Origin of the sequence: Azospirillum palustre, assembly GCF_002573965.1 — a bacterium.
GTDB classification, from domain to species: Bacteria; Pseudomonadota; Alphaproteobacteria; order Azospirillales; family Azospirillaceae; genus Azospirillum; species Azospirillum palustre.
The window spans coordinates 636,077-659,971 of sequence record NZ_PDKW01000041.1 but is presented as its reverse complement, the minus strand read 5'-3'; the positions used below and the strand labels follow the sequence as shown (position 1 = coordinate 659,971).

Below are 23,895 nucleotides of genomic sequence, written 5' to 3'. Positions count from 1 at the left end.
TGCCTGGATCTATCGAAGTGAATGACGGACAGGGACGCCGCCCCGAAGGGGGAGGAGGGGCGGCGTCCCCGCCGGAGCCGTGGCCGCTTACCTGGCGGCCACCGCCTGCTTGTCGGTCAGCGCGCCGAAGACGGCGCCGCTGGTCAGATGCGGCTGGCTGTCGGCACCGCGGGTGTCGACCTCCGCCACCACGGACAGGCCGGGGCGCAGCAGGCCGGCCAGCGCGTTGTCGCGCGGCAGGGCGATGCGGACGGGAACGCGCTGGACGATCTTGGTGAAGTTGCCGGTCGCATTCTCCGGCGGCAGCAGCGAGAACTTTGACCCCGAGGCCGGGGCGAAGCTTTCCACCGTGCCGGTCAGATGGCGATCCGGGAAGGCGTCGACGGAGATGCTGACATGCTGGCCGGGGCGCATGCGCGACAGCTGGGTCTCCTTGAAGTTGGCGACCACATAGACGTCGGGCAGCGGCACCAGCGACAGCATCTGCACGCCTGGCCGGGCATACTGGCCGACCTGGACGCCGCGGTTGCCGATCACCCCGTCGACCGGCGCGCGGATCACGGTGTTGTCCAGATCGTTGCGCGCCGTCTGCAGGGTGGCCTGCGACTGGGCCAGATGGGCTTCCGTCTCGGTCCGGGTGGCGCGCAGGACGTTGACCTGCTCGTTCTCCGAGGCCAGCGCCGCCCGCGCCTTCGCCACCTGGGCCACCGCCTTGCGCAGGTCGGCGTCGGCGGTTTCCAGCTTCTGGCGGCTGGTCCAGCTGTCGCTGGCCAGCGAGCGGTTGCGCTCATAGTCCTGCTGGGCGCGGCGCTGTTCGGCCTCGGCGCTCGCCAGCGTGGCGGCAGCCTGGTCGATCACCGTGCGCTGAAGCTCCAGCTTGCTGTCCAGCGTGCCGAGCGCCGCCTTCTGCGCGGTCACCGCGGCTTCGGACTCCGCCACCTTGGCGCGGAAATCCTGCTCGTCGAGGATCGCCAGCACGTCGCCCGTCCGAACCAGCTGGTTTTCGGCGACCTTCACATCGCGGACATACGCGGAGATCTTCGGGCTGACGACTGTGATGTCGCTCTGCACATAGGCATTGTCGGTCGATTCCATGAACCGACCTTCCGTCCACCACTGTTGGCCGGCGACGGCGCCGCCTGCCAGCACGGCCAGCGCAACGCCCGACAGCACGATCTTCCGCACGCCATTCGCCATTGTCTCTATCCCCAATCCACCGCGGTCCGGCCAGATGTCCGCCGATGCGCTCTTGCCGGCGCCGTCACGGAAAAGAAACTGAACCGTTCAGTTTAGTCTTGCCGGAAGATGGCGGACGGCCTATCTGTTGTCAAGACCGAACTGAACGGTTCAGTTTTTGTCAACGGGTGTCAGGGGGCTTGTCGGGCGATGCGGAACGCGGTAGGGGCCAAGCACATGGACCAAGGCGAGGCGCGCATGACCACGTTGGTTGCCCCCACTCCCGAAGCAGGATCGAAGCCGGCCCAGATCATGGACGCGGCCGGCACCCTGTTCCTGGAACATGGCTACAGTGCCGTCAGCATGGACGCGGTCGCCAAGAGGGCGAACGTGTCCAAGGCGACGCTGTACGCCCATTTCGGCAGCAAGGAGGAACTGTTCCGGGCGATGGTCGCCTGCGAATGCGCGAACTCCGTCATGGCCGGCATCTGGGACGAAGCGATGCGCCTGCCGGCGGCCGATGGGCTGCGCCTGATCGGCAAGACCTTCGTCCGTTTCATCGCCTCGCCCAAGGCGCTGGGCCTGTACCGGATGGTGCTGGGCGAGGTTCTGCGCCAGCCCCAGCTCGCCCAGGCCTTCTATGACAGCGGTCCCGCCGAAACCTTCCAGCGCGCGCACCAGTTCATGACCCATATGGTGGAGCGGGGGGAGCTGGCGATCACCGATTGCGACCTCGCCACCCACCAGTTCTTCGGTCTGCTGAAGGCCAACATGCACATGAAGCTGCTGCTTTGCCTGAGCGAACGGCCGGGCGACGCGGATCTGGAGCGATTCGTCGATGCCGCCGTCGATCTGTTCGTCAAGGGCTATGCGCCCGAAGCGCGCTGAGGGGTAAGGCGCCTGAAATACGCCCAATAAGAGTTGAGCCGCAGCGCCCACAAACCTTCAGTTGGTGCCGGAGACAATCCAAATCCAATCGTCATAAATCCAGCGACAGGCTTCGCCCCCTTCGTCTTGTCACCGGCCAAGGCTTCGTATAGCGTGCCCACGACATACCGGCGTAACGGTGCGTGGCGGGTTTGCGGATGGATTTCGAGACGACCTTCATCGCGCAGGTCATCACCGTAATTGGCTTTGCCGTCGGTCTGTCCATTGTGGTCGCCTCCGGCCGCTATCCGCGCCATATCCGCAATTCCCTGCGCGCCTATGCCTACGGCAAGTTCCTGGTGGGGCTGGGCTTCCTGGTCGCGGGCCTGCGCGGCGGCCTGGCGCCGGACCTGCTCGTGCCGCTCGCCAACGGGCTGGGCATCGCCGGGCTGTCGATGAACTACACCAGTGTCCGCCATCTCCAGAATCGGCCGGCCCCGCCGCTGGCGCCGCTGGCCGTCGGGTTGGCGGTGGGGCTGGTCAGTGCCCTGCTGCTGCTGTCCGGCGGCGGCATCGCCTCGATCCGCATCCTGGTCAGTTTCACGACGGCGGCCATGCTGCTGGTGATCGCCTTCGAAGTGCTGGTGCGTTACGAGGGGCGCGGCATTCCGCACTATGTGACCGGGATCCTCTGCGCCTCCCTGGCGGTGGCCTATCTGGTCCGCATGGGTGCCGGTGTGACACAGGGCGAGGCGCCGACCGCCTACATGCTGGACGACGGGGTGGAACGGCTCACCTTCCTGCTGACGCTGCTGGGAACGGTGGTCGGGGCGATCAACTATGTCCTGATGGCCAGCGACGAGTTCAACCGCGAACTGGCGAAGCTCGCCCACACCGACGGGCTGACCGGCAGCCTGAACCGCCGCCGCCTGTTCGAGCTGGGCGAGGTCGAGTTCCGCCGCGCCCGCCGCCATGGCCGCGACCTGACGGTGCTGGTGCTCGACATCGACCGCTTCAAGGCGGTCAACGACCGGGCCGGCCATCCGTTCGGCGACCGGGTCATCCAGGCGGTGGCCGATTGCTGTGCCGCACAGATCCGGAGCGAGGATTCGGTGGGCCGGATCGGCGGGGAGGAATTCGCCATCCTGCTGCCGGAAACGGGTGTGGAGGCCGGCCGGTTGCTGGCCGAACGGCTGCGCAGCGCCATCGAGCGGCAGTTGGCCCAGCTTGGCGCCGAAGCCGGCGTGACGGTGACCTGCAGCATCGGCGGCGTCAGCCTGACGCGGGAACACAGCGAGTTTTCCGACCTGATGGCCCAATCGGACAGCGCGCTCTACGATGCGAAGCATGCCGGGCGCAATCAGGTGCGTTTCTACCCCGCGGTGGCGCTGACCCCTGCGTTGCACGCCTGACAGCCAGGAAAGAGACGCGCGGGACCGGTTAGAAAAAGTGGCCCCGCGGGCAATGGCGCACGGCCGCCTTTACCCGCGGGGCCGCTTGCCGCATTATCCGCGCCGGTCCCCGCCGGCCGGCTTACTCCGGTCGATAGTCCGGGGCCGGCTTGCCGGGTCCGATCCGGCACCGTCCCTTCCGGCAACATCGGCGCAAGGTCGTGGTTCTTTCCCATCTCGGCTCCAGCGGCCTGGAGCCGCAGCGGTCGCAGCTGACGCTCGGCACAAAATTCAGGCTCATCAACTGGGGGCTGGTCCTGCTGATCTGCACGATCACCGGGGTCGGCGTCGGGCTGCTCTATTCCGCCGCCGGCGGCCACTGGAAACCGTGGGCACAGCCGCAGCTGGTCCGCGCCATTCCCGGCCTCATCCTGATGCTGGGCATCGCGCTGGTCGACATCCGCCACCTGATGAAGTCGGCCTACGTCATCTTCTTCATGGTGCTCTGCCTGCTGATCGCGGTGGAGCTGATGGGCCGCATCGGCATGGGCGCCCAGCGCTGGATCGACCTCGGCTTCTTCCAGCTCCAGCCGTCGGAGCTGATGAAGCCGGCGCTGACGCTGGCGCTCGCCCGCTATTTCCACGGGGTGACGCTGGACCAGATCGGCCGGCCGCTTCTGCTGATCCCGCCGCTGCTGCTGGTCTTCACACCAGTCGCCTTCGTCCTGATGCAGCCCAACCTCGGCACCTCGCTGCTGCTGATCATGGGCAGCGGCGCCATCTTCTTCGCCGCCGGAGTCCGGGTATGGAAGTTCCTGCTGGTGATCGGCGGCGGCCTCAGCGCCATCCCCATCGCCTGGGAATTCCTGCACGACTACCAGAAGCAGCGCGTCTACACCTTCCTCGATCCGGAAACCGATCCGCTCGGCGCCGGCTACAACATCCTGCAGTCGAAGATCGCGCTCGGCTCCGGCGGTCTGTTCGGCAAGGGCTTCATGTCCGGCTCGCAAAGCCAGCTGATGTTCCTGCCGGAAAAGCACACCGACTTCATCTTCGTCGTGCTGGCGGAGGAGTTCGGCATGGTCGGCGCCGCCACGCTGCTGGCGCTCTACATCCTGCTGTTCATCTATGGCTGGGTGATCGCGCTGAACAGCCGCAGCCAGTTCGGCCGGCTGGTCGCGGTCGGCATGACGGCGCAGTTCTTCCTCTACGTCTTCGTCAATGTGGCGATGGTGATGGGGCTGATCCCCGTCGTCGGCATCCCGCTGCCGCTGGTGTCCTATGGCGGGTCGGCGATGATGACGCTGATGATCGGCGTCGGCCTGCTGCTGAGCATGTCGGTCCACCGTGACGTCCGCATCCCCAAGAGCGGCGTCACCGACGTCTGACGTCCAACGTCTGACTTCCGACCTCCGGCATCCCCCATTCGGTTCGGTTATCGGCTGAGGTACGCCGGGCAAGTGCCTGTCGCACCCCGGCCGCGCCGTTGCCGCTTCGCCCCGCTCTCGCGATATCGGGGTGCAGGCCGACCGATCTTGCGGATAGGCCCGGTATCAGCGGGAGGAAATAGCCATGCGGAGAGATGCCTCAGGACAAAGCGGACGGACGGCGGTGATCGGGGCGGGCCTCGCCGCCCTTCTGCTCGGCAGCGCACCGGCGCTGGCGGACTCGCCGTTCAGCCATATCGGCGGCAGCTTCAGCGAGACTTCCGGGTCCTTCGAGACCTCGCGCTGGCAGCGGTCGGACGGCTGGAAGGCCGGCGGGCACATGAACTGCACCTGGAGCCGGGCCAACGTCACCGCCGGGAAAGGCCACGTCGCCCTGTCGGTCAGCGACCGGATTGCCGGCAGCGAGCGCATGTCCGGCAGCGACCGCTATTCCTGCGGCGAATATTCGACGCACCGCTTCTACGGCTACGGCGCCTACACGGTGTCGCTGAAGGCGGTGAAGGCCGACGGGGTGATGACCTCGGTCTCCCACTATACCGGCCCGCCCTTCGGCGATCCGTGGGACGAAATCACCATGGGGATCGCCGGCAAGGACACCACCAAGCTGGAGATCAGCTACGTCGTCAACGGCGCCGGGCACCGCGACACGGTGGTCGATCTCGGCTTCGATGCCGCCAAGGGCGTCCACAGCTACGGCTTCGACTGGAAGCCCACCGGCATCGTCTGGACCGTCGACGGCAAGCCGGTCCATCAGGTGTCGGGCAAGCCGGAGGAACTGCCGCGCATGCCCGGCCGGCTGATGCTCCGCTTCTGGAGCGCGTCCGGCGACACCGAATGGCTGCGCCGCTTCACCTATCCCGGCCATCCCCTGGCAGCCGAGGTCGCCTCCGTCACCTACCGCGAGGATCCGGCGAACCTCAGCAACTGAGGACCGCCCGGTCAGTCCAGCGCTTCGGCGCCCAGGTAGGATTCGACGACGCGGGGGTCGGCGACGACCTCCGCCGGGGCGCCGTCGGCGATCTTCTCGCCATGGTCCAGCACCACCACGCGGTCCGACAGCGCCATCACCGCGCGCATGACATGCTCGATCATCAGGATGGTCAGGCCTTCGCGCCGGTTCAGCTCGCGCAGGACCTCGACCATCCGGTCGACCTCGGTCGGGCGAAGCCCCGCCAGCACCTCGTCCAGCAGCAGCAGGGTCGGGCGGGTGGCCAGCGCACGGGCGACCTCCAGCCGCTTGCGGTCGGGCAGGGTCAGGCTGCGCGCCGGGCGGTTGGCCTGATCGGCCAGCTCCAGACGCTCCAGCACGGCGCGGGCCTGCCGCCTCGCGGTCTCCACCGACCGTTCGCGGGCCAGCGCGCCGACCACGACATTCTCCTCGACCGTCAACTGGCCGAAGGGCTTGACGATCTGGAAGGTGCGGCCGATCCCGGCGGCGCAGACCTGGTTGGGCTTCAGGCCGGTCAGGTTGCGGCCCTTCAGCGTCACCCGCCCCTCGTCGGGCGGGAAGACGCCGGCGATCAGGTTGAAGGTGGTGGTCTTGCCGGCGCCGTTCGGGCCGATCAATGCCAGGATGCGCCCCTCCGGCACGGTGAAGCTGACCTCCGACACCGCCTTCAGCCCGCGGAACCGCTTGGACAGGCGCTCGACCTCAAGCAAGGCGGTCATCTCAGGCGCCCTCCCCCGGCTGGCGGACAAGACGCAGGCGGCGGGCCAGCCAGGGCCACACGCCCTCCGGCCGGAACACCACGATCGCCACCAGCGCCGCACCGTAGAACAGTTGCTTCAGGCCGGGCAGGTCCAGCCCGCCGGCCTCGATCAGGAAGGTCAGCGCCTCGCCCAGCGGCGTCAGGATGAAGGCGCCCAGGATCGGGCCGACCAGCGTGCCGATGCCGCCGACGATGGCCGGCAGGATGATCTCGATGGACCGGCCCATGGAGAAGACCTGCTCCGGGAACAGGTTGTTGAAATAGAAGGCCTGGAACACGCCGCCCAGCGCGGTCAGGGCGGACGACACCGCCACCGCCGTCATGCGGGCGCGGAACAGGTCGACGCCCGACGCCTCCGCCGCGTCCGGCTCCTCGCGCACCGCCAGCCACTGGTAGCCGAGCCGGCTGTGCAGCAGGGCGCGCGACAGGAACAGCGCGCCGACGACCAGCGCCAGCGCCACGTAATAGAACAGCACCGGCGAGCCGCGCAGGTTCAGCGGATCGCTCGCCCCCGCCTCCACCGGCAGGAAGAAGCCGCCGGACCCGCCGACCCAGGTGATGTGGTCGAAGCCGATGCGTGCCACTTCGGCGAAGGCGATGGTCAGCAGGGCGAAATGCACGCCCTTCACCCCGAAGCGGAATCCCAGGAAGCCGATGACGCAGCCGGCCACCACCGCGACCAGCATCGCCAGGACCATGCCGGCCCAGGGGCCGATGCCGAAATGGACGAACACCGCCGCGCTGACATAGGCGCCGAGCCCGACATACAGCGCATGGCCCAGCGACAGCAGGCCGGAAAAGCCCATCATCACGTTCCAGGCCTGGCCGACATAGGCGAACCACAGGACGGTGGTCAGCACCGACACCAGATAACGGTCGGCGACGAAGGGCGCCACCGCCAGCCCCAGCGCCGCCAGGACCAGCAGGACAAGCCCGCGTCCTGTCACACCGGAAGGCATCATTCCCGAAAGGCCGCTCATGACCGTTTCCCCAACAGCCCTTGCGGGCGCAGCAGCAGAACCACGATCAGCACCCCGTAGCTGAACAGGGATTTCATGGACGGCGTCAGCAGGAAGCCGGCCAGCGCCTCCGACATGCCGATCAGCACGCCGCCCAGCAGCGCGCCGGGCAGGCTGCCCAGCCCGCCGACGATGACGATGATGAAGCTGAGCAGCGTGTATTCCGGCGCCAGCTGCGGCCGGGCATCGACCAGCAGCGTCATCAGCGCACCCGCCACCCCGACCACAGCGGCGCCGATGCCGAAGGTCAGGGCATAGAGCCCGTCGATGTTCAGCCCGACCACGCGGGCGCCCAGCGGATTGTCGGCACAGGCGCGGATCGCCTTGCCGGTGCGGCTGAAGCGGAAGAAGGCGAACAGCGCCGCCGCCACCACGATGGCCGCCGCCCCGGCACGCAGCCGCACGGCGTCCAGCAGCATCGACCCGATCTCCACCGTGTCGAAGCTGTAAGGCACCTGGACGTTGCGGGCGTCCGGGCCGAACAGCATCAGCATGGCGTTGACCAGGATGGTGGCGATGCCCAGCAGCAGGATGAACTGCATGTGCTCCGGCCGCTCGACGAACTTGTTGACCAGCCCGCGCTGCAACAGCCAGCCGCAGGCGAACAGCAGCGCCGCCATAAGCGGCGCCGACAGCAGCGGGTCGAGGCCCAGCCAGCCGCCCAGCAGCACCGCGCCGTACATGCCCGCCACCATCATCTCGCCATGGGCGAAATTGACGACGCGCACCACGCCGAAGATGACCGAAAGCCCCAGTGCCGCCAGCCCGTAGACCAGGCCGGTCAGCAGGCCGGAGGCCGCGATGTTCAGATAATAGTCGATCGGCATGGGCGGCGGATTGTCCGAACGGTTGGGTTCTGCGGGTTAGCAGTCCAAGGGGGATGCAGGCAAGCCAGAACGACCGCCGGCACTGCGATTCGTTCCGATCCCGCTATGGCTGGCCGGCGATCCGGGTGCCGCCGCGCAGGCTCGCGATACGCTCCGTCACGTCATTCAACCGACGGTCGAGTGCCGTCGCCAGACAGGACTGCGCCGCCGCGGCCACCGCCGGGTCCCCCTCGGTCCCGCTGCGAATCCAGCAGAGCGCCGCGATCCGCTCGTGGAAGCGGCGCTCGTCCTGGATCAGTTCATAGGCCGCGCCGGCACGGGCCGCCGGATCGGCGATGCCGGCCAGAAAGCGGTCCTGCGTTCCGCGGGCACGGCCGTCGAGAAAGGCGAGCGCCGGAACGTCGCAGATCATCCGCCGCAGCGGCGCCGTCATGGTGGCGCAGCGCGGATCGGCGACAGGCGCCGGTGGCGGCTCCGGCGGCTTGGCGATGGCGACCGCAGACACCGGAGCGGCAAGGGGCGGTGGCGGGGCGGTCTTGACCGCAACCGCAACCGTCCCGGCCGGCCGGGAAGCCGGCAGCTCCGGCGTGGCCCCGCCCAACGCCCCCCGCACCACCCGCACCGGCATGCCGACCTCCGCCGCCGCGAAGACGGTCTCGATGTCCGCGGGCAGCATGCGGAAGCAGCCGCCGCTGGCCCGTGTGCCGACCGAGTCCGGGTCGTTGGTGCCGTGGATGGCGATGGCCGGCCAGCCGAGATCGAGCGCGAACCGGCCAAGCGGATTGTTCGGTCCGGGCGGAACCGCCCGCGGCAGGGCGGGGTTGTCACGCCGCTGATTGGCGGTCGGCCGCCATGTCGGGTCGCGGCGCTTGCGCTTGATGCTGCTGTCGCCGACGGGAATCGGCACGCCGGGGCGGCCGATGGCGACCGGAAAGCTGCGGGTTCCGCCGTCGGGATCCGTCAGGTAGAGGCGGCGGTCGGCAAGGCTGATGGCAATCGACCGGCCGACTGGCTCCAGATTGGCCGGCTCCAGATTGGCCGGCCCCGGATCGGCCGCTTGCGCCGCCCCCTGGCCGGCGATCCCGGCGAGGGCGAGGAGGGCCCACAAAAGACACCGTGCCAGGATGGCGGTGGCGGCTGTTGTCGGTCGGAGGAGGACGCCGCGGCCGCGGTCTCCCCGAAAGGTCGTAAATCCATGCATGCGGAAAGTTGATCGCGTGTCCCCTAAAACAGGGTAAACAGCATGGGACGACGGTCGCCGGGGAACGGGGCCGCCCCGGACAGCAAGGACGTGCATCATGGACCAGATCGAGCAGACGTTGGCCGTCGCAACGGAACACCACCGCGCCGGCCGCACCGCGGAGGCCGAACGGCTGTATCGCGACGTGCTGGACGCGTCGCCCGGCCATCCGGACGCCCTGCATCTGCTGGGCGTGATCGCGCTGCAATCCGGGCGGGCGGACGAGGCGGTCGACCGCATCGCCCAGGCCGTGGCCGGCGATGACGGTTCCCCGCTGTTCCATGCCAATCTGGGCCATGCGCTGCACGCGTCCGGCCGCCACCGCGAGGCGGCGATGAGCTTCGCCCGCGCCCTGACCCTGCTGACCAATGAGGGAGAGGGCTGGGGCAATGTCGGGGCCCTCGCCAACCTGATCCGCCGCTATGACGACGACATCCGCGCCGCCGCCGCCGCGGAGGTCGATGCCCGCTACACCATGGGCGACGTGATGCGGCGCCAGTCGCTGCTTTTCCTGCTGACCGGCGACGTGACCTATTACCGCGCCCTGGTGAACACGGCGCTGGACGACCCGCTGCGCTTCTCCATCCCGTCGATGCATTACGCCTATTGGGGCATCGCCATGCGGCTGTTCCAGGGCGACACGCGCAAGGGCGATGTCAGCGCCTTCACCGTCGGCGAATTCCGCCGGTTCTACCGCCTGCTCGTGGAGGAGACGGCGCGCCGCTACGGCCTCGACACCCGCCTGCGCCGGGTGGCGCCGCGCACTGCGGTGAAGCGGGTGGCGCTGATCACCAACCAGATGCTGGGCGAGGGGCACCAGCCGACCGCCGACGCCTTCGATTATGCCCACCGGCTCCAGGACGACCATGGCTGCCAGGTGCTGATCGTCAACCCCAACGCCATGGCGGTGGAGGGCGAGAACGGCTTCGTTCCGGAATACAGCTACAACGTCACCGCGGAGTATGACGGCGAACAGACCCTGACCGCCTTCGGCGCCGAGGTCCGCATGCTGTCCTTCCCGCAGCCGCGTTTCGACGAGGAGAAGCTGACCGCCATCGTCGATGCGGTGCAGCATTTCGATCCCGATGTGATCGTTGCCTTCGGCGGCTCCAACACGGTGGCCGATCTGTTCGCCCGCAGCCGGCCGGTGGTGTTCCTGCCGACCTCCAGCGGCCTTCCGCCCTCGCTCGCCACGCTTCTGCTGGGCTATGCCCCGGAGGACAGCGCCGCCGGCTGGCCGGAGGAGGCGCGGGCGCGCTTCCGTCCCTTCTTCTTCGGCTGGACCCTGCCGGATGCCGGTCCGGCACGCAGCCGCGCCGATTTCGGCCTGCCGGCCGATGGGCCGCTCCATGTCGTCGTCGGCAACCGCCTGGATCAGGAGGTCGGGCCGGAGTTCCTTGAAACGCTCGACCGCCTGCTCGACCGCGTGCCCGACGCCCATATCGCCTTCGCCGGCGCGGTGACCGACCTGCCGGGCCGGATCGCCGCCACCCGCAACGCGGCGCGGATGCAGGCGCTGGGACATGTCGACGCCATTCGCGGGCTGTACGGCGTGGCGACCGCCTATCTGAATCCGCCGCGCCAGGGCGGCGGCGGCAGCGCGGCCTTCGCTCTGGCGGACGGGCTGCCGGTGGTGACCTATGCCCAGGGCGATGTCGCCGGGATCGTCGGTCCCACCCTGACCGTTGCCGACGAGACGGCCTTCCTGGACCGGGCCGCGACGCTTGGACAGGATGCCGCCGCACGGGCGCAGGCTGCCGAGGCGGCACGCACCCGCTTCGCCGAAACGGCGGACCGCGCGCGGTCGGTGGAAAAGCTGCTGGACTATGCGCGCGAGGCGCAGGAGCTGTACTGAACCCCGGCCCCTCCCCTGCCCCGGACAGACGTCCGCCCGGCCCCCGTACGAAGCAAACCTTCGTACAAGGGCCGGGCGGAATTGTTTCAGACGCCATCCGACGGCGGAGGTCTCAGACCGTCACTGATCGTACGTCCCGGCGCCGACGATGTAACGGCCATCGCGGGTGACGTAGGAATGCTTGTGCTCGACCTTGTTGGTCTGGCGGTTCAGCCAGACATAGTCGATGACGGCGGTCGGCTTGTCCTTGGTCTCGGTGATCATTGCCTGGACGATGGGCTTGCCTTCCGCATCCTTCAGATCGGCGGCGTTGGAGCCGGCCAGCTTCGGGTTGGCGCCGGAGGCGACATAGCGGCCGTCGGTGTCGAAAACGAACACATACAGCTCGCCGCGGCGGAAACTGCCCTTGGGGTCCTGGAAGGCCTTGGTCGCCTCGTCCGGCCCCTTGGCCTTCAGGTAGGCGACGGCCTCGGCGACCAGCGACTTGGCCTGTTCAGGCGTGGCGTGATCGGCGGCGAAGGCCGGTGCGGTCAGCAGGGCTGCCGCGACGGCGACCAGGGATGCGGTTCTGCGAATCATGGATGACCACCTTGGAAGAGAAGAATAAAGGGAAGGAGCCAACGATCCGGCAGGGGGTCACTCCTCGTGCACGGTTTCCAGCCAGGAGCGGATCGACCACAGCGCCTCCTGCCCCAGGGCCTCGCCGAACTTCGGCATGTAGGTGACACCGTTGCGGATCGAGCCGTTGGTGACGCGCTCCTTGAACCACTCGTCGCCGGCGTCGCCCTTCTCCAGATAGCGCAGGTCGGGGGCGATGCCGCCCGACACCGCACCCAGCCCATGGCATCGGGCGCAGTTCTGGTTGAAGGCCGACGCGCCGATCTCGATGGCGCGCGGATTGCCGCGGAAGGGATTGCTGTCCCGCCACTTTTCACCCAGCTTCTCCAGCCCGGTGGTGTCCACCGGCTGCGGGACGACATCGCCGTGGGCATAAACCAGACCGGGAAGAGCGACGGCGCCGATCAGACCAACCGCGGCTGCAAGCCGAACAATCCGTGCATTCATGAGAAAGACGTTCCCTCTGTTTCTAGCCGCCCTGCGGCCTTTGCTTCGCATGAGCAGACGTTATCAGCAGTGGGACCCACGAATAATTGGACTATGGTAGGACATCATCGGAACAATGCCTGACATGACTACAATGAGGCACAGACACGGGAATGGGCGGACCGGATCGCTCCGGCCCGCCTTGCTCCCGCCTGTCCGCGCTGGCGGTCAGGCCTTCGGCAGCTTGAAGACCCAGAGCGAGCCGCCCTGGTTGATGTCCTTCACCAGCTTGGCGACGTCGCCGCCCCACAGCGGCACCGCACCGCCCCAGCCGGAGACGACGGCGACATACTGCTCGCCATCCATCTTCCAGGTGACCGGGCTGCCGACCACGCCGGAGCCGGTCTGGAACTTCCAGACCTCCTGGCCGGACTTGGCGTCGAAGGCCTTCAGATAGCCTTCCGGCGTGCCGGTGAAGACGAGGTTGCCGGCGGTGGTCAGGACGCCGCCCCACAGCGGGGCCGGGTTCTTGTATTCCCAGACGATCTTGCCGGTCTTCGGATCGACGGCGCGCAGCGCACCGATGTAGTCGTCGTACAGCGGCTTGATGGTGAAGCCGGCGCCGAGATAGGCCGCACCCTTCTTGTAGGTGATCGGCTCGTTCCAGATGTCCATGCCCCACTCGTTGGCCGGGACATAGAACAGCTCGGTCTGCGGGTTGTAGGCCATCGGCATCCAGTTCTTGGCGCCCAGGAAGGCCGGGGCCGCGAACACCGACTTGCCCTTTGCGTCATGCGCATCGGCGGTCGCCGGGGCGCCTGGACGGTTGTCATCGTTGTACATCGGACGGCCGGTCTCGATGTCGATGCCCTTGGCCCAGGTGATCTTGGTGACGAAGGGCGAGGCGTTGATCAGCTTACCGTTGGTGCGGTCGATGACATAGAAGAAGCCGTTGCGGTCGGCCTTGCCGCCGGCCTTGATCACCTTGCCGTCCTTCTTCAGGTCGAAGGACACGAACTCGTTGACGCCGTCGAAGTCCCAGCCGTCATGCGGCGTGGTCTGGTAGTGCCACTTGATCTCGCCATTGTCCGGATTGATGGCCAGCGTGGAGGAGGTGTAGAGGTTGTCGCCCGGACGCAGGTGCGAGTTCCAGGGGGCCGGATTGCCGGTGCCGAAGAACAGCGTCTTGGTTTCCGGATCGTAGGTGCCGCCCAGCCAGGTGGCGCCGCCGCCGGTCTTGTACATGTCGCCGGGCCAGCTGGCGTTGGTCTTGCCGGTGACGGTCGAGTCCTTGCCGTTCAGCGTGCCGACGTTGCCTTCGATGGTCGGGCGCTGCCAGACCAGCTCGCCGGTTTCGGCATCGCGGGCTTCGATCATGCCGATGACGCCGAACTCGCCGCCGGAATTGCCGGTGATGATCTTGCCGTCGATGATCAGCGGGGCGGCGGTGTTGGAATAGCCTTCCTTGTAGTCCTGCAGCTTCTTGTTCCACACCACCTTGCCGGTCTCGCGATTCAGCGCGACGAGGCGGGCGTCCAGCGTGGCGAAGTAGATCTTGTCCTTGTAGATCGCCGCACCGCGGTTGACCACGTCGCAGCAGGGCATGATGCCGTCGGGCAGGCGGTGGTTGTATTCCCACTTCTTGTGGCCGGTGCGGGCATCGACCGCATAGAGGCGGGAATAGGAACCGGTGACGTAGATGGTGCCGTCATAGATGATGGGCTGGGCTTCCTGGCCGCGCTGCTTCTCGCCGCCGAAGGAGAAGGACCAGACCGGGACCAGCTTCTTGACGGTGTCGGCAGTCAGGTCGGTCAGCGGGCTGAAGCGCTGGGCCTGGGGCCCCATGCCATAGGTCAGGACCGCTTCGGTGTTGGTGGCGCTCTTCAGCAGATCGTCGCTGGACGGGCCACCGGCGTCGGCGGCGAGGACGCCGGTGGCGCTGAACGCGGTCAGCGAGGCTGCCAGGGCGAGACTTGTAACCAGGCGCTTCATGTGCGGTTGCCTCCCAAAACTGATGATGACGGCACCGCCCGGGCAAGACCCGCCCGTTGCCGCCGGACGGGCGGGTCCGGCGGTGGCGAACGGAATCGGGGCGGCTTTTCAAGCTTTTGGCGGCCGGAGGGGCCGCATCGCTCTACGATATTCGGCAGTGTAGACGGATGATCGGTCGGGTAAATTGTCGGATAGTAGCAGGCGTAAGCGTCAGTTCTCCTCCGCGTCCCCGAGTCCTCAATTGACCCGTGGCAGACTTGCCTGCTCGATCTTCGGCCAGAGATGGGCGACGGAGCGGCGATACTCTTCCCGCAGCACGTCAAGCACTTGGAACCGCTCCGGAATCGGCAGTTCCAACGCTTCGGCCATATCGAGGCCTGATGAGACGGCGTCGCGCAGCGTGCCGTCGAGCCAGGTCAGCCAGTCGCGGGTCTGGGCGACGCAGGCCTTGTCGGGACGGATGTGGCCGTGGTTGGGCACCAGCAGCCGAAGGTCCAGCGCATCGACCGCGTCCAGCTCCTTCAGCCAGTCGGCGACGGTGGCGTGCGGCGTGGTCGGGGTGCGGTCGCAGAACACCACGCCGCCGGAGAACAGCACGCCCGTCGATTCGTCCAGGATCATCAGGTCGGCGGCGGTGTGGCCGCTTAGCGGGATCAGCCGCAGGCGGTGGTCGCCGAACTTGACGGTCGAGCCATAGACCGGCTCGGTCGGCAGCGTCACCTCGGTCCCGCGCATCCAGTCGCCGACCAGCCGGTACATGTTCTCGGCGATGCCATTGCCCTCCTCCTGGATGCCGGCGATGGTGCCGGGCAGCGCCGCGACGGGCACATCGGCGAAGGCCTGGTTTCCCAGCCAGTAATCCGGGTGCAGGTTGCTGACGAAGACCTTGCGGATCGGCTTCTCGGTGACCTTGCGGATGGCCGCGCGCATTTCCTCGCCATAGCGGCGGGACGGGCCGGTCTGGATGACGATCACCCCGTCCGCGGTGACGATGAATCCAGAATTCAGGATGTTGCCACCGTTGGCGCGGGTGAAATGCTTGGTGGAGCCTTCGAAGACGTAAGTGTCGGGGGCGATCCTCGTCGGCTTCAGATCGTAGGTCAGCGTCCCGGCGGCATTTGCCCCACCCGACATCAGTCCAGCGGCAAGGACGGTGGACAGCGCCAGCCGGCGCAGCAGCGGCATGCTCATTGCCCGACACTCCATGGCTGCCCGGCAGGTTTCAGGGACATCGCCGGCTTGGCGCCGGGCGGCGGCATCGGGATGGTCGCGTGGATCTCGCCGCCCTGGTTGTCCCGGCCGCGCAGAATCAGCGCCGTGGCGTCCGGCGGCGGGCGGATATCCAGCGAATAGACCGGATTCTCCGACACCGGTTCCAGGCTGTCGATCCGCGCCAGCGTCGGCGACCCGCCGGGGGTCTGCGCATCCACCTGCAGGGTTTCGACGAAATAGGCCGGTATGCCGTCGACCAGCCCGGTGTCGTTGGGGTGGCGGATACGCAGCCGCAGCCGCGCCACCCCGTCCTCGCCCGCCGGCCACAGCCGGGCCTGGACCTCACCGACATGGTCGGCCCAGTCCTTCTGGGCATAGGATGCCGGCGGAGCGCTGCACCCGCCGCCCGCCGCGTCGACCAGCACGCCGGACACATGCCAGACCCCGTCGGCGGTCCGTGCAGCACCCCGCACGGCGGTGGCCTGCTGGATCTTGATGCGGGTGGCGATGTAGGGCGCCGCAGTGCCGGGATGGTAGCGCAACACCAGCGGGAAGGGGTTCAGGTCGGCAATCGCCACCATCTCCACCACCTGTCCCAGCGCCGTGGCATCGACGGAGAGCGGCACCGCGCGGGTGTCCTCCGCCGCCGCCGGAGCGGTCACCTTGACCGCAGCGTCGAACACGACCGGAGCGCCGGCGAAATACTGGTCGCGCAGGATGTCCCACATCACGGACTTCAGCGGATCGGATGGGGAACTTGCAGCAAAGGCGGGGACGGCAGCGACGAGCATCGCACCGGTAAGTCCCATGTGACGCAGCGCGTATCTCATCCACCCCTCCCGACCCATACGGCAAACCATCCGCGCGTGTCCCCGGTTCACTCCACCAGCGGCGGCGGCGTGTGGGTGACGCCGTAGGCGGCGAAGATCTTCGCCATCGTTCCGTCCTCGGTCAGCGCCGTCACCGCGTCGCCGATGCTGTAGGCGAGGTCGCGGGAGTTCTCCTTGGTCGCCATGCCGATGTTCCAGTTGGAGGTCATCATGCCCGGCAGGGTCACTGTGGTGACCGGGAACTGCTCCATCCTGGCCCCGAGCGCTGCCTGCACCTGGCTCAGCGGCGCCAGCACCGCCGCCACCTCGCCGGCAGTCAGCTTTTCGATGGCGGCCTCCGGCGTCGTGCAATGGATGATGCGGCTGCGCAGCCGGCCACCCTGCAAACCCAGCAGGAAGAAGTCGGGAACGCTGTCGATCTCCACCGCGATCGGCTCGTCCGGCAAAGTCGCCAACACGGCGGAGCGCACCCGCTGCGGATCGCGGGCGAGCGCGAAGACCTCCTGATGATAGGGGCCGAACAGCACGGCTTCCGGGTTCATCAGGCCGAAGCGCTTGTCATAGGGGATGTGCATCATGATGTCGGCCAGCTCGCCGCCGAACAGGCTGCCGCGCCACACCGCCACGCGCAGATCGTCCGACACCGTCTCACCGGGGATCTGCTCGTAGATGTCGGCCTTGACGCCCAGCTTCTCCGCAATCGCCCGAGCAAGATCGACGTCGATGCCGACCAGACTGCCGTCGCGCTGAAAGGAAAAGGGTGGAAACCCGCGATAGACTGCCACGCGCAGCCGCCCGCGCTCCATCACCTCGTCCAGCGGCCGGGCGACGGCAGGCCCGGTGCCAAGCATGGACGCAGCCCCGGCGGACGCACAGCTTGCGGCCAGTCCGGACAGGAAACGGCGGCGGGTCACAATCGCCATGGCAGGTCCCGGCAGTGGTGGGTTCATCGGGGATAAGGGCTGGCAGGATAGCCATTGATCCGCAACGCCAATAATTGGACTTTGGTACAAGATGCCCTCCGGCCCGCCCGGCAGTCCCCGGTCGGCGGCCCCCGGCCGGTGGGCCCTGCCCGCCCCGTCTCCTGTCCATGCTTCCATAGTCGCATTCCGGAGTTGTGCGTCGCCCGATAGGCTGCACACCAAACTGTTGGCATTCCGACGGATACGATGCGACGGATACGATGACAAAGCTTCGCCTGTCCCGCCTTCTCAACAGCGTGTCGCTGGCGGCACTCGGCGCCCTGCTGCTGGCCGGGGCGCCCGGTGTCGGCACAGCCGCCGACGCCGTGGGCGAGATCCGCATCGGCTTCCTGTCGCAGACGCCCGAGCCGCCGCCCTCCGTCGCCAACCCGGACGAGCCGGCGGCCGACGACGGTCTGGCCGGGGCATCGCTCGCCATCGCCGACAACAACACGACCGGCAAATTCCTGAAGCAGTCCTTCGTGCTCGACAGAGTGGAGGTTGCGCCGGACGGCGATGCCGCCGCGGCCCTGCGCGAACTGGCCGGCCGCAGCGACCGCTTCGTCGTCGTCGATGCCCCCGGCGCGACGGTGGAGGCGCTATCGAAGCTGCCGGAGGCGCGCAATCTGCTGCTGCTGAACGCCACCGCGCCCGACGACGTCCTGCGCGGCAGCGCCTGCGCCGCCAACCTCATCCATGTCGCGCCCAGCCGGGCGATGCTGGCCGACGCGCTCGGGCAATATCTGGTGAAGAAGCGCTGGCCGCGCTGGTTCCTGGTCACCGGCCGCCGGCCGGAGGACAAGCTCTACGCCGACGCCGTCCGCCGCGCCGCCAAGCGCTTCGGCGCCCAGATCGTCGCGGAGAAGGAGTGGACGGCCGAAAGCGACGTCAACCGCACCGCCGAATCCGAGATCCCGGTCTTCACCCAGGCCAAGGCCTATGACGTGCTGGTCGTCGCCGACGAGGTCGGGGAGTTCGGGGACTATTTGTCCTACCGCACCGCCGATCCGCGCCCGGTCGCCGGCACACAGGGGCTGGTCCCCACCGTCTGGCACCGCACGCACGAGCAATGGGGGGCGGCACAGCTGCAATCCCGCTTCAAGGCAGCGGCGAAGCGCCCGATGACGGCGCGTGACCACAATGACTGGACCGCCGTCCGCGTCGTCGGCGAGGCCGCCGCCCGGGCCCGCACCGCCGATCCCGACCGCCTGATCGCCTTCATCCAGTCGCCCGACTTCACCATGTCCGCCTTCCGCGGCGCACCGCTCAGCCTGCGGCCCTGGGACGGGCAACTGCGCCAGCCCGTTCTGCTGGCCGCCGACCGCTCGCTGGTGTCGGTGTCGCCGCAGGAGGGGTTCCTGCACCCGCGGACCGAGCTGGACAGCCTGGGCTACGACCAACCGGAAACGCTCTGCAAGACGCGAGGAAAGACCACGCCATGACCGCCGCCCGCTTCACCGGCATTTCCTTGGCCGCATTGATCGCCGCCACCCTGGCGTCCGCCGCCTCGGCCCAGACCATCTATGTGTCGAACGAGAAGGACAACACGCTGTCGGTGATCGACGGCAAGACCATGGCGGTCACCGACACCATCAAGGTCGGCAAGCGCCCGCGCGGCATCACCCTGTCCAGGGACGGCACCCAGCTGTTCATCTGCGCCAGCGACGACCACACGGTGCAGGTCTTCGACCTCGCCAGCAAGACGGTGGTCCACAACCTGCCGTCGGGCGAGGATCCCGAACAGTTCGCCCTCAGCCCCGACGGCAAGAGCCTGATCATCGCCAACGAGGACAGCAACATCGTCACGGTGGTCGACGTGCCGACCCGCAAGGTCGCCTTCCAGGTCGATGTCGGGGTGGAGCCGGAGGGGATGGACGTCAGTCCCGACGGCCGCTGGGGCGTCAACACCTCCGAGACGACCAGCATGGTCCACTGGATCGATATGGAAAAGCGCTCGGTGGTCGACAACACGCTGGTCGGTCCCCGCCCGCGCTACGCCCAGTTCACCAAGGACGGCTCGCAGCTGTGGGTCTCGTCGGAGATCGGCGGCACGGTCAGCGTCATCGACACCGCCACCCGTCAGGTGAAGAAGGTCGTCGATTTCCACATCAAGGGTGTCGCCAAGGACCGCATCCAGCCGGTGGGCGTCAAGCTGACCGACGACGGCCGCTATGCCTTCGTGGCGCTCGGCCCGGCCAACCATGTCGCGGTGGTGGATGCCAGGACCTTCGAGGTGAAAGATTACCTGCTGGTCGGCCGCCGCGTCTGGCATCTGGCTCTGACGCCGGACCAGAAGATGCTCTACACCACCAATGGGGTCAGCGGCGACGTGTCGGTGATCGACGTCGACAGCCTGAAGGTGACCAAGACGGTCAAGGTCGGCCGTTACCCCTGGGGCGTGGCGGTCAAGGGCTGAGGCACAGGAAGGGGAAGGCGGAATGACGGTGCCGGCATTGGAGGTCGAGGGGCTGCGCCACGGCTATGGCGGAAACCGCCTTGCGCTGGAGGATGTCGGCTTCCGCGTGATGCCCGGCGCCTTCACCTGCCTGCTTGGGCCGAACGGGGCGGGGAAGAGCACGCTGTTCGCGCTCGCCACCGGGCTGCTGCGGCCAGCCGACGGGCGGGTGCGCATCCACGGCCACGACATCGTGCAGGCGCCGGGCAAGGCACTGGCCGAGCTGGGCGTGGTGTTCCAGCAGCCCACCCTCGACCTCGACCTGACGGTGCTGCAGAATCTGCGCTATTTCGCCGCCCTGCACGGCATCGGCCGGCGCGAGGCCGACCGGCGGATCGAGACGGAACTGACCCGCCTGTCGCTGTTCGAACGGCGGGGAGAAAAGTTGCGGGCGCTGAACGGCGGCCATCGCCGGCGGGTGGAGATCGCCCGCGCCCTGCTGCACCGCCCGACCCTGCTGCTGCTGGACGAACCTACGGTCGGGCTGGACATCCCCGCCCGTCGCACCCTGATCCGCCATGTCCACGCCCTGTGCGCAGAGGACGGCATCGCCGTGCTGTGGGCCACCCACCTGATCGACGAAATCGACCCCGTCACCGACCATGTGGTGGTCCTGCACCGTGGCCGGGTGCGCGCCAGCGGGCCGGTCGCCACGGTGAATGCCGAGACCGGCTGCGCCACCGTGGCGGAGAGCTTCGACCGGCTGACCGCCGCCCGACCCGCCGCCGTGGAGGCCGCAGCATGACCGGACGGCAGCTCAGAACCTGGGGGATCGCCTTCCAGGGCATCGTCGCGCGCGAGGTGCTGCGCTTCATCCACCAGCGCGAACGCTTCCTCGGCGCGCTGGTCCGCCCGCTGGTCTGGCTGTTCGTCTTCGCCGCGGGGTTCCGGGCGGCGCTCGGCATCGCCATCATCCCGCCTTACGAGACCTACATTCCCTACGAGGTCTACATCGTGCCTGGGCTGATCGGCATGATCCAGCTGTTCAACGGCATGCAGGGGTCGCTGTCGATGGTCTACGACCGCGAGATGGGCAGCATGCGCATCCTGCTGACCAGCCCGCTGCCCCGCGCCTTCTTGCTGGTGGCGCGGCTGTTGGGCGGGGTGGTGGTGTCGGTTCTCCAGGTGGCGGCCTTCCTGCTGATCGTCAGGCTCTATGGCATCGACCTTCCGGCCTGGGCGCCGCTGACCGTGCTGCCGGCCCTGCTGCTGAACGGGCTGATGCTGGGGGCGCTCGGCATGGTGCTGGCCTCCACCATCCGCCAGCTGGAGAATTTCGCCGGGGTGATGAACTTCGTCGTCTTCCCCCTGTTCTTCCTGTCCTCCGCGCTTTACCCGCTCTACCGCATGGAGGAGGCTGGCCCGCTGCTGTGGTGGCTGTGCAGCCTCAACCCCTTCACCCATGGGGTGGAGTTGATCCGCTTCGCGCTCTATGGCCGGATCGACGGGCTGGCGCTGGCGGTCGTCACCGGTGCCACCCTGCTGTTTGCGGCGCTTGCGGTACGCGGCTATTCCCCGGCGCGCGGCATGGGATCGCGGGCACCGTCGGCGGCGGGGTAACGTCTCATGCCGCATCGTGGAAGATGATGCCCGTCGTGTAGCGCTCACCTGACCGCACCGGGCTGACGCCATGGCGATGACGGACGCGGTAGGTCCCGCGGGTGCCCTGCACCGGGCGTTGGTCCACCGCAAAGATCACCGCCTCCCCCAGCCCCAGCGGCACGACGGTGGCGCGCGACTGCATGCGCGGGCGCTGCTCGGTCAGGACGAACTCGCCGCCGGTGAAGTCCGTTCCCGGTGCCGACAGCAGGATGGCGACCTGCAATGGGAACAGCGTCTCGCCATAGAGATCCTGATGCAGGCAGTTGTAGTCGCCGGGACCGTATTTCAGCAGCAGCGGCGTGGGGCGCATCTGCCCCGCCGCATGGCAGCGCTCCAGAAACCCGGCATGCTCCGCCGGATAGCGGGTGTCGAGCCCCATCGCGGCAGCCCAGCGGTTGGCGACCGGTGCCAGCCGGCGGTAAAGCGGTCCGCGCAGCGCCGCAATCGGTCCCGGCAGCGGGTAACTGAAATATTTGTACTCACCTTTGCCAAAGCCGTGCCGCTCCATCACCACCCGGCTGCGGAAGGGGGTGTCCTGCCCATAGAGCCCCGCCAAGGCCTTGCAGCTCTCCCCATCCAGCAGAGGCCCCACGACGGCATGGCCCACCGACTCCAGTTCCGCGCCGATGCGCGTCCAGTCCAGATTCTCCAGCGCCATCACCGTGTCGCCTCGCTGCGCTCACGGTCCAGCAGATCCCGCTTGCGCTCCACGCCCCAACGATAGCCGGACAGGGCACCATCCGACCGCACCACCCGATGGCAGGGGATTGCCACCGCCAGTGGGTTGGCCCCACAGGCGCGCGCCACCGCCCGCACCGCCGCCGGCTCGCCGATGGCAGTGGCGACCTCGGCATAGCTGGCGGTGCTGCCGGCCGGTATGGCACGCAGCGCCTGCCATACCCGCTGCTGAAAAGCGGTGCCGCCGATATCCAGCGGCAGGGCAAGGCCCGTCCCTGGAGTCTCCACAAATCCCACCACCTGCGCCACCGTGGCCTCGAAGGCCGGATCGCCCCCGATCAGTTCGGCCCTGGGAAAGCGGTCCTGCAGATCGCGAAGCAGCAGCTCCGGATCGTCGCCGAGCAGGATCGCACAGACCCCGCGCTCCGTCGCCGCCACCAGGATCGAGCCCAGCGAGCAAGCGCCGACCGCGAAACGGATCGTCTCCCCCGCTCCACCCCTGCGGTAACTGGTGGGTGTCATTCCCAGCCGTGCCCCCGCGGTTTCGTAGAACCGTCCGGAGGACCCATAGCCGGCCTCATAGATCGCCTCGGTCACGCTACCGGCCTGCTGCAAGGCGTCGGCGACGCGGGCGGCACGCTGGGCCTGCACATAGGCCCGCGGAGTAACCCCGGCCACCTGCTTGAAGATGCGGTGGAAATGGTGCGGGCTCATCCCGGCTGCCGCCGCGAGCTGGTCCAGTTGCGGCGCTTCCTCCGCCTCCTCAATCAGGCGGCAGGCAGCGGCGACGGCCTCGGCGCGGCGGTCGCCCTGGCTCGGCCCCTCCGGCCGGCAGCGTTTGCAGGGCCGGAAGCCTGCCCGTTCGGCCTCGGCATTGGTGGCATAGAAGGCGACATTCTCCGGCCGCGCCGGCCTTGCGGCACAGCTTGGCCGGCAATAGACGCCGGTGCTGCGAACCGCATAAACGAACTGCCCGTCAGCGGCAGGATCGCGGCGGCGCAACGCCTCCCAGCGTTCCGCCTCGGCATCGATGACTTTGGAGGCGGCAGTATCGAGTGCGACGATCATGTGTCCCTCTCTCTGCACGAACCTTACAGGTTCCGTGGTGTGATGAGGGAGCACTCTCTACCGCGTGGCAGGTCGGCACACTCCGCCGCTTGCTTTCGAATTGCAGATATCCGGCCCAAACAGCGAAACGCCCCGGCTCATGTGAGCCGGGGCGTTTCCGAAGTGCGTGAAGATGCAAGCATACGTGCTTTGGGTTGAAGCGTCTCTTGTGCCTGAGCGACCTGGCGGCGACCTACTCTCCCACGTCTTAAGACGCAGTACCATTGGCGCGGAGGCTTTTCACGTGTGCCTGAGCGACCTGGCGGCGACCTACTCTCCCACGTCTTAAGACGCAGTACCATTGGCGCGGAGGCTTTTCACGGCCGAGTTCGGGATGGGATCGGGTGTTTGACACCTCGCCATGACCACCAGGTCACCGAGGCACAAGACCGACGCATTGTTACCGAAAGCGCTGTATGCTTGTTCGTGCAAGTGATGTCGAGGATGTATCGAACGGCGATGCGCTGGTCAAGCACTGCTT

General features: G+C 67.9%; 22 protein-coding genes and 1 rRNA gene. 9 read left to right on the top strand and 14 right to left on the bottom strand.

Going from position 1 to position 23,895, the window contains the following annotated elements; translation table 11 throughout:
• Positions 1-87: 87 nt before the first annotated feature.
• The gene (locus tag CRT60_RS16715) at positions 88-1,197 is read right to left on the bottom strand and encodes an HlyD family secretion protein (protein WP_098737645.1); all 1,110 of its coding nucleotides are present in this window, start codon (positions 1,195-1,197) and stop codon (positions 88-90) included.
• Between the two features lie 237 nt (positions 1,198-1,434).
• On the opposite strand from CRT60_RS16715, the gene CRT60_RS16710 reads away from it, so the two are divergent.
• From CRT60_RS16710 to CRT60_RS16695, 4 genes are all read left to right on the top strand, one after another.
• A complete protein-coding gene (locus CRT60_RS16710) occupies positions 1,435-2,064 on the top strand; it encodes a TetR/AcrR family transcriptional regulator (protein ID WP_244592538.1) in 630 nt (209 codons plus the stop codon).
• Between the two features lie 197 nt (positions 2,065-2,261).
• The gene (locus CRT60_RS16705) at positions 2,262-3,455 is read left to right on the top strand and encodes a GGDEF domain-containing protein (protein WP_098737643.1); all 1,194 of its coding nucleotides are present in this window, start codon (positions 2,262-2,264) and stop codon (positions 3,453-3,455) included.
• Positions 3,456-3,655: 200 nt separating this feature from the next.
• On the top strand, positions 3,656-4,822 hold the full coding sequence (rodA, locus tag CRT60_RS16700) for a rod shape-determining protein RodA (protein ID WP_098737903.1): 1,167 nt from the start codon (positions 3,656-3,658) through the stop codon (positions 4,820-4,822).
• A 184-nt stretch (positions 4,823-5,006) separates the two neighbouring features.
• Positions 5,007-5,810, top strand: coding sequence for a family 16 glycosylhydrolase (locus tag CRT60_RS16695; protein ID WP_098737642.1), 804 nt, complete (start codon positions 5,007-5,009; stop codon positions 5,808-5,810).
• Positions 5,811-5,821: 11 nt separating this feature from the next.
• Here the strand turns inward: CRT60_RS16695 and CRT60_RS16690 are convergent, their stop codons facing one another.
• From CRT60_RS16690 to CRT60_RS16675, 4 genes are all read right to left on the bottom strand, one after another.
• On the bottom strand, positions 5,822-6,550 hold the full coding sequence (locus CRT60_RS16690) for an ABC transporter ATP-binding protein (protein WP_098737641.1): 729 nt from the start codon (positions 6,548-6,550) through the stop codon (positions 5,822-5,824).
• A 1-nt stretch (position 6,551) separates the two neighbouring features.
• Complete coding sequence (locus CRT60_RS16685; RefSeq protein ID WP_193548438.1) at positions 6,552-7,571, bottom strand: branched-chain amino acid ABC transporter permease; 1,020 nt, start codon at positions 7,569-7,571, stop codon at positions 6,552-6,554.
• A complete protein-coding gene (locus tag CRT60_RS16680) occupies positions 7,568-8,437 on the bottom strand; it encodes a branched-chain amino acid ABC transporter permease (RefSeq protein WP_098737640.1) in 870 nt (289 codons plus the stop codon). Before CRT60_RS16680 ends, CRT60_RS16685 begins: the two co-directional genes overlap by 4 nt.
• Before the next feature lie 103 nt (positions 8,438-8,540).
• Positions 8,541-9,545 carry a L,D-transpeptidase gene (locus CRT60_RS16675; protein ID WP_244592537.1) on the bottom strand — a complete coding sequence of 335 codons (1,005 nt, stop codon included), beginning with the start codon at positions 9,543-9,545 and terminating at the stop codon, positions 8,541-8,543.
• Positions 9,546-9,735: 190 nt separating this feature from the next.
• Between CRT60_RS16675 and CRT60_RS16670 the strand changes: the two genes are divergently transcribed.
• Positions 9,736-11,532, top strand: a complete 1,797-nt coding sequence (locus CRT60_RS16670) for a tetratricopeptide repeat protein (protein ID WP_098737638.1) — start codon at positions 9,736-9,738, stop codon at positions 11,530-11,532.
• A gap of 120 nt (positions 11,533-11,652) precedes the next feature.
• On the opposite strand, the gene CRT60_RS16665 is transcribed toward CRT60_RS16670, so the two are convergent.
• The 6 genes from CRT60_RS16665 to CRT60_RS16640 all read right to left on the bottom strand — a co-directional run bounded on the left by CRT60_RS16665 (position 11,653) and on the right by CRT60_RS16640 (position 17,533).
• Positions 11,653-12,111, bottom strand: a complete 459-nt coding sequence (locus CRT60_RS16665) for a cache domain-containing protein (protein WP_098737637.1) — start codon at positions 12,109-12,111, stop codon at positions 11,653-11,655.
• Between the two features lie 57 nt (positions 12,112-12,168).
• A complete protein-coding gene (gene pedF / locus CRT60_RS16660) occupies positions 12,169-12,597 on the bottom strand; it encodes a cytochrome c-550 PedF (protein WP_204561953.1) in 429 nt (142 codons plus the stop codon).
• Between the two features lie 207 nt (positions 12,598-12,804).
• A complete protein-coding gene (locus tag CRT60_RS16655; protein WP_098737636.1) occupies positions 12,805-14,568 on the bottom strand; it encodes a methanol/ethanol family PQQ-dependent dehydrogenase in 1,764 nt (587 codons plus the stop codon).
• A gap of 237 nt (positions 14,569-14,805) precedes the next feature.
• Positions 14,806-15,759, bottom strand: coding sequence for a quinoprotein relay system zinc metallohydrolase 1 (locus tag CRT60_RS16650; RefSeq protein ID WP_193548437.1), 954 nt, complete (start codon positions 15,757-15,759; stop codon positions 14,806-14,808).
• A complete protein-coding gene (locus CRT60_RS16645; protein ID WP_098737635.1) occupies positions 15,756-16,610 on the bottom strand; it encodes a quinoprotein dehydrogenase-associated SoxYZ-like carrier in 855 nt (284 codons plus the stop codon). Before CRT60_RS16645 ends, CRT60_RS16650 begins: the two co-directional genes overlap by 4 nt.
• A gap of 47 nt (positions 16,611-16,657) precedes the next feature.
• Positions 16,658-17,533, bottom strand: a complete 876-nt coding sequence (locus tag CRT60_RS16640) for a transporter substrate-binding domain-containing protein (RefSeq protein WP_098737634.1) — start codon at positions 17,531-17,533, stop codon at positions 16,658-16,660.
• 260 nt (positions 17,534-17,793) lie between these two features.
• On the opposite strand from CRT60_RS16640, the gene CRT60_RS16635 reads away from it, so the two are divergent.
• From CRT60_RS16635 to CRT60_RS16620, 4 genes are read left to right on the top strand one after another with little or no spacing between them, the layout of a single operon-like run.
• On the top strand, positions 17,794-19,014 hold the full coding sequence (locus CRT60_RS16635) for an ABC transporter substrate-binding protein (RefSeq protein ID WP_098737633.1): 1,221 nt from the start codon (positions 17,794-17,796) through the stop codon (positions 19,012-19,014).
• Positions 19,011-19,988, top strand: a complete 978-nt coding sequence (locus CRT60_RS16630) for a YVTN family beta-propeller repeat protein (protein WP_098737632.1) — start codon at positions 19,011-19,013, stop codon at positions 19,986-19,988. The genes CRT60_RS16635 and CRT60_RS16630 overlap by 4 nt, the downstream gene beginning before the upstream one ends.
• Positions 19,989-20,010: 22 nt before the next feature.
• Positions 20,011-20,772: an ABC transporter ATP-binding protein gene (locus CRT60_RS16625; protein ID WP_098737631.1), complete on the top strand. Its 762-nt coding sequence runs from the start codon at positions 20,011-20,013 to the stop codon at positions 20,770-20,772.
• The gene (locus CRT60_RS16620; RefSeq protein ID WP_098737630.1) at positions 20,769-21,587 is read left to right on the top strand and encodes an ABC transporter permease; all 819 of its coding nucleotides are present in this window, start codon (positions 20,769-20,771) and stop codon (positions 21,585-21,587) included. Before CRT60_RS16625 ends, CRT60_RS16620 begins: the two co-directional genes overlap by 4 nt.
• A 4-nt stretch (positions 21,588-21,591) precedes the next feature.
• Here CRT60_RS16620 and CRT60_RS16615 read toward each other — a convergent pair whose 3' ends face one another.
• From CRT60_RS16615 to rrf, 3 genes are all read right to left on the bottom strand, one after another.
• Entirely contained in the window at positions 21,592-22,287 is a 696-nt protein-coding gene (locus tag CRT60_RS16615) for a 2OG-Fe(II) oxygenase (RefSeq protein ID WP_098737629.1), read from the bottom strand.
• A complete protein-coding gene (gene ada, locus CRT60_RS16610; RefSeq protein ID WP_098737628.1) occupies positions 22,287-23,375 on the bottom strand; it encodes a bifunctional DNA-binding transcriptional regulator/O6-methylguanine-DNA methyltransferase Ada in 1,089 nt (362 codons plus the stop codon). The genes CRT60_RS16615 and ada overlap by 1 nt, the downstream gene beginning before the upstream one ends.
• Before the next feature lie 296 nt (positions 23,376-23,671).
• Positions 23,672-23,787: ribosomal RNA gene (gene rrf, locus CRT60_RS16605) — 5S ribosomal RNA — on the bottom strand.
• Between the last annotated feature and the right edge of the window lie 108 nt (positions 23,788-23,895).

Bases quoted from the DNA above. Each gene is read 5' to 3' on its own strand.
- CRT60_RS16715 (WP_098737645.1), bottom strand. From the start codon at position 1,197: ATGGCGAATGGCGTGCGGAAGATCGTGCTGTCGGGCGTTGCGCTGGCC.
- CRT60_RS16710 (WP_244592538.1), top strand. From the start codon at position 1,435: ATGACCACGTTGGTTGCCCCCACTCCCGAAGCAGGATCGAAGCCGGCC.
- CRT60_RS16705 (WP_098737643.1), top strand. From the start codon at position 2,262: ATGGATTTCGAGACGACCTTCATCGCGCAGGTCATCACCGTAATTGGC.
- CRT60_RS16695 (WP_098737642.1), top strand. From the start codon at position 5,007: ATGCGGAGAGATGCCTCAGGACAAAGCGGACGGACGGCGGTGATCGGG.
- CRT60_RS16690 (WP_098737641.1), bottom strand. From the start codon at position 6,550: ATGACCGCCTTGCTTGAGGTCGAGCGCCTGTCCAAGCGGTTCCGCGGG.
- CRT60_RS16685 (WP_193548438.1), bottom strand. From the start codon at position 7,571: ATGAGCGGCCTTTCGGGAATGATGCCTTCCGGTGTGACAGGACGCGGG.
- CRT60_RS16680 (WP_098737640.1), bottom strand. From the start codon at position 8,437: ATGCCGATCGACTATTATCTGAACATCGCGGCCTCCGGCCTGCTGACC.
- CRT60_RS16670 (WP_098737638.1), top strand. From the start codon at position 9,736: ATGGACCAGATCGAGCAGACGTTGGCCGTCGCAACGGAACACCACCGC.
- CRT60_RS16665 (WP_098737637.1), bottom strand. From the start codon at position 12,111: ATGATTCGCAGAACCGCATCCCTGGTCGCCGTCGCGGCAGCCCTGCTG.
- pedF (WP_204561953.1), bottom strand. From the start codon at position 12,597: ATGAATGCACGGATTGTTCGGCTTGCAGCCGCGGTTGGTCTGATCGGC.
- CRT60_RS16655 (WP_098737636.1), bottom strand. From the start codon at position 14,568: ATGAAGCGCCTGGTTACAAGTCTCGCCCTGGCAGCCTCGCTGACCGCG.
- CRT60_RS16650 (WP_193548437.1), bottom strand. From the start codon at position 15,759: ATGAGCATGCCGCTGCTGCGCCGGCTGGCGCTGTCCACCGTCCTTGCC.
- CRT60_RS16645 (WP_098737635.1), bottom strand. From the start codon at position 16,610: ATGAGATACGCGCTGCGTCACATGGGACTTACCGGTGCGATGCTCGTC.
- CRT60_RS16640 (WP_098737634.1), bottom strand. From the start codon at position 17,533: ATGGCGATTGTGACCCGCCGCCGTTTCCTGTCCGGACTGGCCGCAAGC.
- CRT60_RS16635 (WP_098737633.1), top strand. From the start codon at position 17,794: ATGACAAAGCTTCGCCTGTCCCGCCTTCTCAACAGCGTGTCGCTGGCG.
- CRT60_RS16630 (WP_098737632.1), top strand. From the start codon at position 19,011: ATGACCGCCGCCCGCTTCACCGGCATTTCCTTGGCCGCATTGATCGCC.
- CRT60_RS16625 (WP_098737631.1), top strand. From the start codon at position 20,011: ATGACGGTGCCGGCATTGGAGGTCGAGGGGCTGCGCCACGGCTATGGC.
- CRT60_RS16620 (WP_098737630.1), top strand. From the start codon at position 20,769: ATGACCGGACGGCAGCTCAGAACCTGGGGGATCGCCTTCCAGGGCATC.
- CRT60_RS16615 (WP_098737629.1), bottom strand. From the start codon at position 22,287: ATGGCGCTGGAGAATCTGGACTGGACGCGCATCGGCGCGGAACTGGAG.
- ada (WP_098737628.1), bottom strand. From the start codon at position 23,375: ATGATCGTCGCACTCGATACTGCCGCCTCCAAAGTCATCGATGCCGAG.